The sequence below is a fragment of the Streptomyces sp. NPDC087428 genome, from assembly GCF_044744085.1.
Lineage (GTDB): Bacteria > Actinomycetota > Actinomycetes > Streptomycetales > Streptomycetaceae > Streptomyces.
In genome coordinates, this window is record NZ_JBIUXR010000023.1 from 97,980 (window position 1) to 106,468 (window position 8,489).

The window sequence follows — 8,489 nt, forward strand, 5'->3', positions numbered from 1 at the left end:
AGCGAGAGACGATGCCGCAGCTGAGGTCCCGCACTGTCACCCACGGCCGCAACATGGCGGGCGCCCGCGCCCTTATGCGGGCCTCGGGCGTAGCGAGCGAGGACATCGGCAAGCCGATCATCGCGGTCGCCAACTCCTTCACGGAGTTCGTCCCCGGCCACACCCACCTCGCCCCCGTCGGCCGGATCGTCTCCGACGCGATCAAGGCCGCGGGCGCGGTGCCCCGCGAGTTCAACACCATCGCGGTCGACGACGGCATCGCGATGGGCCACGCCGGGATGCTCTACAGCCTCCCGTCCCGTGACCTGATCGCCGACTCCGTCGAGTACATGGTCGAGGCGCACTGCGCCGACGCACTGATCTGCATCTCGAACTGCGACAAGATCACCCCGGGCATGCTGATGGCCGCGATGCGCCTCAACATCCCCACGGTCTTCGTCTCCGGCGGCCCGATGGAGGCCGGCAAGGCCACCCTCGTCGACGGCACGGTCCGCAAGCTCGACCTGATCAACGCCATCAGCGACGCGGTCGACGAGAGCGTCTCCGACGCGGACATGCTCCGTATCGAGGAGAACGCCTGCCCGACGTGCGGCAGCTGTTCCGGCATGTTCACCGCCAACTCGATGAACTGCCTGACCGAGGTCCTCGGCCTCGCCCTCCCCGGCAACGGCTCGGTCCTGGCCACGCACACCGCCCGCAAGGCGCTGTACGAGGATGCCGGCCGCACGGTCGTGGAGATCACCAAGCGCTACTACGAGCAGGACGACGAGACGGTCCTGCCGCGCGCCATCGGCACCCGCGCCGCGTTCGACAACGCGATGGCGCTGGACATCGCCATGGGCGGCTCGACCAACACGATCCTGCACCTGCTGGCCGCCGCCCAGGAGGCCGAGCTGGCCTACGACCTCGACGACATCAACGAGGTCTCGCGCCGGGTCCCCTGCCTCTCCAAGGTCGCCCCGAACGTGGCGCCCGGCGGCACGTACTACATGGAGGACGTCCACCGGGCCGGCGGCATGCCCGCCATCCTGGGTGAGCTCCACCGTGCCGGTCTGCTCAACGAGGACGTGCACTCGGTGCACTCCGACACACTCGCCGAGTGGCTCAAGAACTGGGACATCCGCGGCGGCTCGCCGTCCCCGGAGGCCGTCGAGATGTGGCACGCGGCCCCCGGCTGCGTCCGTTCCGCGACCGCCTTCTCGCAGTCCGAGCGCTGGGAGACCCTCGACCTGGACGCGGCCGGCGGCTGCATCCGCGACCTGGAGCACGCGTACTCCAAGGACGGCGGCCTCGCGGTCCTCAAGGGGAACCTCGCCGTGGACGGCTGCGTCGTGAAGACGGCCGGCGTCGACGAGTCGATCTGGACCTTCGAGGGCCCGGCGGTCGTCTGCGAGTCGCAGGAGGACGCCGTCGACAAGATCCTCCGTAAGGAGATCAAGGAGGGCGACGTCGTCGTCATCCGTTACGAGGGCCCGCGCGGCGGCCCCGGTATGCAGGAGATGCTGTACCCGACGTCGTTCCTCAAGGGCCGCGGCCTCGGCAAGAGCTGCGCACTGGTCACGGACGGCCGCTTCTCCGGCGGTACGTCGGGCCTGTCCATCGGGCACGCCTCACCGGAGGCGGCATCCGGCGGCACGATCGCGCTCGTCGAGGACGGCGACCGGATCCGGATCGACATCCCGAACCGCTCGATCGAGCTCCTCGTCCCCGACGCCGAGCTGGCCACCCGCCGCGAGGCGCTGAACGGTGTGTACGCGCCGAAGGACCGCGAGCGCAAGGTCTCCGCGGCGCTGCGCGCCTACGCGGCCATGGCGACGAGCGCGGACCGCGGCGCCGTCCGCGACGTCTCCAGGCTCGGCTGACCGACCCCGCGTCCGGCCCCTCCCCGTGAGGGGCCGGACCCATGTCCGGACCCGGAGCACCGCCGTGGGCGTCCGCCATGGCCCGAGAGCTACTCCGTGTGACCGGGTGATCGCAGTAGGCTCGCACCCTCGTCCTGCATGATCATGAATGGGGGAGTATGCGCACCTCTGTACGTCACTCAGCGGTCATCACCTCAGCCGTCGCCGCCCTCGCGGCCCTCGGCGCCACCCCGGCCGGTGCGGCTCCGGCCGCCGTCACGCCGGCCAGTGTCTGTGGATCCGGGTACACCCAGATCGACTCGCACGCGTTCCGGGACTCGTCCGTCGAACTGGCCCGCGTCTACCTGTTCTACAACGCGAGCACCAAGTACAACTGCGTCGTCACCTTCCACGCCTCCGCCACCGCCGGCCAGGCACTGACCACCGGTGCCTGGCTCGACGTGGACGGGGACGGCAAGGAGCAGGTCAAGGACCAGGGGAAGTACTCCTCGTACGCGGGCCCGGTCCGGCTCGCCGCGGGCACCCACTGCGTGAAGTGGGGCGGCCTGATCGAGGTGGGCGGCGGTACGTACTCGTACACGAGCCCGTGGAGTCACTGCGGCTGACGCACGACGGCGCTGCGTCCGTGAGAGCGGTCGCAGCGCCACCGCCCCGGCCCTGGGACAATCGACCTCGTGAGCGAGAACAGCGAGACCCCCGACGACACCGCGCCCGGCACCGCCGAGTCCGCGACGGCGCCCGACGGCGCCACCGCGACCGCCCCCGGTCCGCAGCCCGAGCCCATCCGCTTCTTCGGCACGACCTGGGTCGCCCATGACGGCCACTACGGTCTGCGCCGTGTCGGAGTCGCCGTCGGCTCGCTCGCCGCGGCCGCCGCTTCCTGTTTCGTGCTGCGGTTCGCCTACCAGGGCCTGGAGATCGCCGACGTCGGCAGTTTCGTCGGCATCCTGGTGGTCCTGATGTTCGCGGTCTGCAGCGCGATCGCCTTCCGCAAGGCCTGGGAGGGCTTCAGTGGCCGCCCGGCCGACCCCGCCCGCGAGGACAACCTGCGCGGCCTCAAGACCATCGGCTTCATCGGCGGGCTGCTCGCCTACTTCATCCGTACGTTCTCCGAGGCGCCGGGCGAGAAGCTCCGGCGAGCGGAGTACGAGGCGGCCCAGGTCCGGTACGCGAAGCGGCGCTCCGCCCGGACCGGGAATCCGGCGGCCCGCAAGACGGCCAAGGCGAAGAAGGCCCGCCGCAAGTAGGGCGCCCCGGCGTTGCGAACCCCTCGCCCCGGCCGGGCTGCCGAGGCCACGATGGTCACATGGCAACTACAAGCACCCCGGACTCCGGCCCGATCCCGTCGTCCTCTCCGCGCCCCTCGCCCGCACCCCCGCGCGCCCTGTCGTTCGACCGCGCCGCCGCCCAGTACGGCGCGGCCCGCCCCGGCTACCCGGACGCCCTCCTGGACGTCGTCGAGGAACTCTCCGGCCGGCCCCTGCGAGGTGCCCGCACCCTCGACGTCGGCGCGGGCACCGGTATCTCGACCCGCCGGCTCCACGACCGGGGCGCCGCCGTCGTCGCCGTCGAACCCGGTCCCGGGATGGCGGCGGAACTGCGCAGGACCCTGCCGGACGTCCCGCTGGTACGGGGCGACGGCAACCACCTCCCCTTCGCCGCGGCCTCGGCCGATCTGATCACGTACGCCCAGTCCTGGCACTGGACCGACTCCGCCCGCTCCGCCCCCGAAGCCATGCGCGTCCTGCGGCCGGGCGGTGCGCTGGCCCTGTGGTGGAACGTCGCCGACTCCGACGTGGCCTGGGTCGCGGAACAGGGCGCGCGGCTGCTCGCCTTCTTCGCCGCAGAGCTGCCCGAAGTGGCCGGGCCCGGGGCGGTGAACGCCGGTGCCCACGGCTCGGCCGTGTCCCCCCGCGACCTGCCGGCCGGGCTCACGTTCGTGCACCGTCGCGTGCCCTGGACCCGGCGCGTCCCGCTGGCCACCCACCTCTCCAACCTCGGCAGCCACTCCGCGTTCCTGATCCTCGGCGACGAGCGCGCCCGGCACTTCCTCTCCGAGGAGCGCGAGCACCTCGCGCGGCGCTTCCCGGACGGCACGGTGGAGGAGACGTACGTCGTCGAGCTGAGCCTGACCATCCTCTGAACCGGAAGGCGCGGAGGCCGCGGGGCCCTTGACGGAAGGATGCCACCGCGACAATATTCATCACATGATGAATTCTTCGGGCGTCGCCATCGAGGCCCGTGGCCTCACCGTCGTACGAGGCAACCGCACCGTCCTCAAAGGCCTCGGCTTCACCGTCGAGCGGGGCGGGATCACCGGGCTCCTCGGACCCTCCGGCTGCGGCAAATCCACCCTGCTGCGGGCCGTCGTCGGCACGCAGGCCAAGGTCACCGGCACCCTCGACGTCCTGGGCAGCCCGGCCGGCCACCCCGCCCTCCGGCCGCGGATCGGGTACGTCACCCAGGCACCGTCCGTCTACACGGACCTCACCGTCCGGCAGAACCTCGACTACTTCGCGGCGATCCTCCAGCCGGGCCGCCGACACCGGGAGGCCCGCCGCGAAGCCGTCACCCACGCCCTCACCGAGGTGGACCTGACCAGCCACTCCGCCGCCCTCGCCGGCACCCTCTCCGGCGGCCAGCGCACCCGCGTCTCCCTCGCCGTGGCGCTGCTCGGCACCCCCGAACTCCTCGTCCTCGACGAACCCACCGTCGGCCTGGACCCGGTGCTCCGGCGTGATCTGTGGAGCCTCTTCCACAGCCTCGCCGCCGACCGGGGCACCACCCTCCTCATCTCCTCCCACGTCATGGACGAGGCCGAGCGCTGCCACCGGCTGCTCCTGATGCGCGAGGGCGAGATCCTCGCCGACGACACCCCGGAGGCACTGCGCACCGGCTCCGGCACCGACACCGTCGAAGAAGCCTTCCTCCACCTGGTCGACGCGGCCGCCACCCGTCAGGAGAACGCCCGATGAGCACGACCACCGCCGTCTCACCCCTCAGCGCCGCCCGCACCCTCGCCACCGCCGCCCGCGTCCTGCGCCAACTGGCCCACGACCCCCGCACCGTCGCGCTGCTCCTGCTGATCCCGGTCGTCATGATCACGCTGCTGCGGTACGTCTTCGACGGCAGCCCCCGCACCTTCGACTCCATCGGCGCCTCGCTGCTCGGCATCTTCCCGCTGATCACGATGTTCCTGGTGACCTCGATCGCGACCCTGCGCGAACGCACCTCGGGCACCCTCGAACGCCTCCTCGCCATGCCGCTGGGCAAGGGCGACCTGATCGCGGGCTACGCCCTCGCGTTCGGCGCCGTCGCCGTCCTCCAGTCCCTCCTGGCGACGGGCCTCTCCGTCTGGGTCCTCGGCCTGGACGTCACCGGGTCACCGTGGCTGCTGCTCCTGGTCGCCCTGCTCGACGCCCTGCTCGGCACGGCGCTCGGCCTGTTCGTCTCGGCCTTCGCGGCGTCCGAGTTCCAGGCCGTCCAGTTCATGCCGGCCGTGATCTTCCCGCAGCTCCTGCTCTGCGGACTGTTCACCGCCCGGGACGGGATGGCACCCGCCCTCGAAGCGATCTCGAACGTCCTGCCCATGTCGTACGCCGTCGACGGCATGAACCAGGTCCTCCACCACACGGACCTCACCGGAGACTTCATCCGCGACCTCGTGATCGTGGCGGGCTGCGCGCTCCTGGTCCTCACCCTCGGCGCCGCCACCCTCCGCCGCCGCACCACCTGACGGGCCGGTGCGAGGATGGCGGGCACGAGCACCGAGAACCGCCGGCACCGCGTAACCGCCGGCACCGCCCGGAGGGTGAACCGCATGACCCAGACAGTTGCAGTCCTCGGCACCGGCAAGATCGGCGAGGCCCTGCTCAGCGGCATGATCCGGGCCGGGTGGCGCCCGGCGAACCTGCTGGTCACCACCCGCCGCTCCGAGCGCGCCGAGGAACTCCGCAACCGCTACGGGGTCGACTCCGTCAGCAACGCCGAGGCCGCCGGGCGCGCCGACATCCTCATCCTCGCCGCCAAGCCCCAGGACATGGGCCGCCTCCTCGACGAGCTCTCCGCCCATGTCACCGCCGACCGCCTGGTCATCAGCGCCGCGGCCGGCATCACGACCGCCTTCATCGAGGACCGCCTCACCGAGGGCACCCCGGTCGTCCGCGTCATGCCGAACACCCCCGTCCTGGTCGACGAGGGCATGTCCGTCATCTCCGCGGGCAGCCACGCCACCGGCGCACACCTCGCCACCGCGGAGGCGATCTTCGGCGGGGTCGGCAAGACCCTGCGCGTCCCCGAGTCCCAGCAGGACGCGGCCACCGCGCTCTCCGGCTCGGGCCCCGCGTACTTCTACTTCCTCGTCGAGGCGATGACGGACGCCGGCATCCTGCTGGGCCTGCCCCGCGCCCAGGCCCACGACCTGATCGTCCAGGCCGCCATCGGCGCCGCCGTGATGCTCCGGGACAGCGGCGAACACCCGGTCAAGCTCCGCGAAGCCGTCACCAGCCCGGCCGGCACCACCATCAGCGCCATCCGCGAGCTGGAGAACCACGGCGTACGCGCCGCCCTCATCGCGGCCCTCGAAGCCGCCCGCGACCGCAGCCGCGAGCTCGCCTCCGGGAACGGCTGAGCTAGCGCGCGGCGGCCGCGATCAGCTCCGCACTGCGCACCACCTCCGCGAACCCACCGCCGTGCAGCGACACGGCGGTGGCCCGCGCCAGCTCCTCCGCGCCGAGCGTCCACCCCCAGGGCCCGGCCCCGTCGAAGGTGTACGTCGCGTCGAACGCGAAGAACACCTCGTAGCCCAGGTTCCCCGCCATCCGCGCCGTGGTCTCCGCGCACATATTGGTCTGGATCCCGGCCACCACGATCTGCCGCACCCCGCCCGCGCTCAGCCACGCCCCCAGATCGGGCGTCCCGTAGAACGCCGAGTTCACGCTCTTCGTCAGAAACAGCTCGGGCCCACCGCCCTTTCCGCGCCGCTCCTCCACGTACGGCTTGAAGGCGTTCCCCGGATATCCCACCCGCAACGGCGAATCAGGCTTCGGCGAGTCATGCCGTACGAACACGACGGGACGCCCGCCCGCCTGCCAGGCGTCGATCAGCCCGGCGATGTTCCGGTCCGCCGAGGGATTGTTCCGCGGTCCCCAGTACCCCTCCTCCTCGAATCCCTGCTGCACGTCCACCACGACCAGCGCTGCGTTCTCCGCGATATCCATGGCTACGATGCTGCCGCCCCGGGCCCTGGCGGCCCAGAGGCCGGAAAGTCATCGATCGATGCTTTACTGCCACCATGGCCACGCCCCCGAGCAGGACCGCCGCCCCGTCCCGGATCGCGCTCGTCTCCTTCCCGGGCATCCGCGCGTTCGACGTCTCGGTCATCACGGAGGTCTGGGGCGTGGACCGCACCGACCGGGACGTCCCCGCGTTCGACCTGCGCCGCACGGCGGCCGACTCTGCCCCCATCCCGCTGCGCGGCGGCCTCTCACTGGCCCCCGACCGCACACTCGCCTGGCTGTCCCGCGCCGACCTGATCGTGGTCCCCGGCCTCGACGACCACCTGACACCGGCACCCGCCCCGGTCCTCGAAGCGCTCCGCCGCGCCCATGCCCGCGCCACACCGATCGCCGCCCTCTGCGGAGGCGCCTTCACGCTCGCCCAGGCGGGGCTCCTGGACGGCCGGCGTGCTGTCACCCACTGGAACCTCACCGACCTCCTGCGCACCCACCACCCCGGCGTGACGGTCGTTCCCGACGCCTTGTTCGTCCACGACGACAACCTCTGGACCTCCGCGGGAACGGCGGCGGGCATCGATCTCTGCCTGCACCTCGTCCGTACGGCCCATGGCGCGGAGGCCGCCGCGACGATCGCGCGTTCGATGGTCACGGCTCCGTTCCGCACCGGTACCCAGGCGCAGTTCATCGAGCACCCCACCCCGCACACCGACCGCGACGCCGACACCCTCGCGGCGGTACGGGCCTTCGCCCTGACACATCTGGCCGAACCGCACACGGTGGCCGGCCTCGCCGCCCGCGCGGGCATGTCCCCGCGCTCCTTCGCCCGCCACTTCCAGGCGACCACCGGCACCGCACCGCTGCGCTGGCTGATCACCCAACGCATCGCCGCAGCTCAGAAGCTCCTGGAGCGCACCGATCTCCCCCTCCCCGAGGTCGCCCGCCGCACCGGCTTCGGCAGCGAGATCACCATGCGCCAGCACTTCGCGACCCACCTGTCCACCAGCCCCCGTGACTACCGCCTGGCCTTCCACCACACCCCGGCAGGACCCGGGGTTGACACGCCCGGCCCGCATCCGTAATGTGCTCCGAGTTGTCCGACGTGAGCGCCGACCCCGGTCGGTCCCCGGACAGCCATTCCGCAGTAACCACAACGAGCGAGCGACAGCTGTCGCCTGCCTGTGCGTGCGCATTCGCGAAATGAGGAATCCACGTTCGAAGGAACGTGACCCCGATTAGCGTCGGGGGCCTGGATTCCGCTAAAGTCTCACTCGTCGGAACGGCCCAACGGCCGGGAAGACAAGCCCCACTGACTGGGAATCAGGCCCGAAAGGATCTGATAGAGTCGGACTCGCCGGAAAGGGAAACGCGAAAGCGAAGAACTGGAAAGCGA

The 8,489-nt window shown here is 71.5% G+C and carries 9 protein-coding genes; 8 read left to right on the plus strand and 1 reads right to left on the minus strand.

All coding sequences use genetic code 11. The features are described from left to right. Positions 1–11 precede the first annotated feature (11 nt). From ilvD to proC, 7 genes are all read left to right on the plus strand, one after another. Entirely contained in the window at positions 12–1,862 is a 1,851-nt protein-coding gene (gene ilvD, locus ACIO3R_RS36310) for a dihydroxy-acid dehydratase (protein ID WP_385040323.1), read from the plus strand. Between the two features lie 158 nt (positions 1,863–2,020). After that, entirely contained in the window at positions 2,021–2,467 is a 447-nt protein-coding gene (locus ACIO3R_RS36315) for an acetyltransferase (protein ID WP_385040320.1), read from the plus strand. Between the two features lie 69 nt (positions 2,468–2,536). Continuing rightward, a complete protein-coding gene (locus ACIO3R_RS36320) occupies positions 2,537–3,109 on the plus strand; it encodes a hypothetical protein (RefSeq protein ID WP_402111271.1) in 573 nt (190 codons plus the stop codon). A gap of 59 nt (positions 3,110–3,168) precedes the next feature. Continuing rightward, on the plus strand, positions 3,169–4,005 hold the full coding sequence (locus ACIO3R_RS36325) for a class I SAM-dependent methyltransferase (protein ID WP_402111273.1): 837 nt from the start codon (positions 3,169–3,171) through the stop codon (positions 4,003–4,005). Between the two features lie 64 nt (positions 4,006–4,069). After that, positions 4,070–4,837 carry an ABC transporter ATP-binding protein gene (locus ACIO3R_RS36330; RefSeq protein WP_385040314.1) on the plus strand — a complete coding sequence of 256 codons (768 nt, stop codon included), beginning with the start codon at positions 4,070–4,072 and terminating at the stop codon, positions 4,835–4,837. Further along, entirely contained in the window at positions 4,834–5,598 is a 765-nt protein-coding gene (locus ACIO3R_RS36335) for an ABC transporter permease (RefSeq protein ID WP_385040311.1), read from the plus strand. Before ACIO3R_RS36330 ends, ACIO3R_RS36335 begins: the two co-directional genes overlap by 4 nt. Before the next feature lie 84 nt (positions 5,599–5,682). After that, on the plus strand, positions 5,683–6,492 hold the full coding sequence (proC, locus tag ACIO3R_RS36340; protein WP_385040308.1) for a pyrroline-5-carboxylate reductase: 810 nt from the start codon (positions 5,683–5,685) through the stop codon (positions 6,490–6,492). A gap of 1 nt (position 6,493) precedes the next feature. Here proC and ACIO3R_RS36345 read toward each other — a convergent pair whose 3' ends face one another. Beyond that, positions 6,494–7,081, minus strand: coding sequence for a cysteine hydrolase family protein (locus tag ACIO3R_RS36345; RefSeq protein WP_385040306.1), 588 nt, complete (start codon positions 7,079–7,081; stop codon positions 6,494–6,496). A 74-nt stretch (positions 7,082–7,155) separates the two neighbouring features. Here ACIO3R_RS36345 and ACIO3R_RS36350 point away from each other — a divergent pair, with 74 nt between their 5' ends. Beyond that, complete coding sequence (locus tag ACIO3R_RS36350) at positions 7,156–8,178, plus strand: GlxA family transcriptional regulator (RefSeq protein WP_402111275.1); 1,023 nt, start codon at positions 7,156–7,158, stop codon at positions 8,176–8,178. Positions 8,179–8,489 lie beyond the last annotated feature (311 nt).

Excerpts from the sequence above, each read along its gene's own strand:
- ilvD (WP_385040323.1), top strand. The coding sequence starts at position 12 with ATGCCGCAGCTGAGGTCCCGCACTGTCACCCACGGCCGCAACATGGCG.
- ACIO3R_RS36315 (WP_385040320.1), top strand. The coding sequence starts at position 2,021 with ATGCGCACCTCTGTACGTCACTCAGCGGTCATCACCTCAGCCGTCGCC.
- ACIO3R_RS36325 (WP_402111273.1), top strand. The coding sequence starts at position 3,169 with ATGGCAACTACAAGCACCCCGGACTCCGGCCCGATCCCGTCGTCCTCT.
- ACIO3R_RS36330 (WP_385040314.1), top strand. The coding sequence starts at position 4,070 with ATGATGAATTCTTCGGGCGTCGCCATCGAGGCCCGTGGCCTCACCGTC.
- ACIO3R_RS36335 (WP_385040311.1), top strand. The coding sequence starts at position 4,834 with ATGAGCACGACCACCGCCGTCTCACCCCTCAGCGCCGCCCGCACCCTC.
- proC (WP_385040308.1), top strand. The coding sequence starts at position 5,683 with ATGACCCAGACAGTTGCAGTCCTCGGCACCGGCAAGATCGGCGAGGCC.
- ACIO3R_RS36345 (WP_385040306.1), bottom strand. The coding sequence starts at position 7,081 with ATGGATATCGCGGAGAACGCAGCGCTGGTCGTGGTGGACGTGCAGCAG.
- ACIO3R_RS36350 (WP_402111275.1), top strand. The coding sequence starts at position 7,156 with ATGGCCACGCCCCCGAGCAGGACCGCCGCCCCGTCCCGGATCGCGCTC.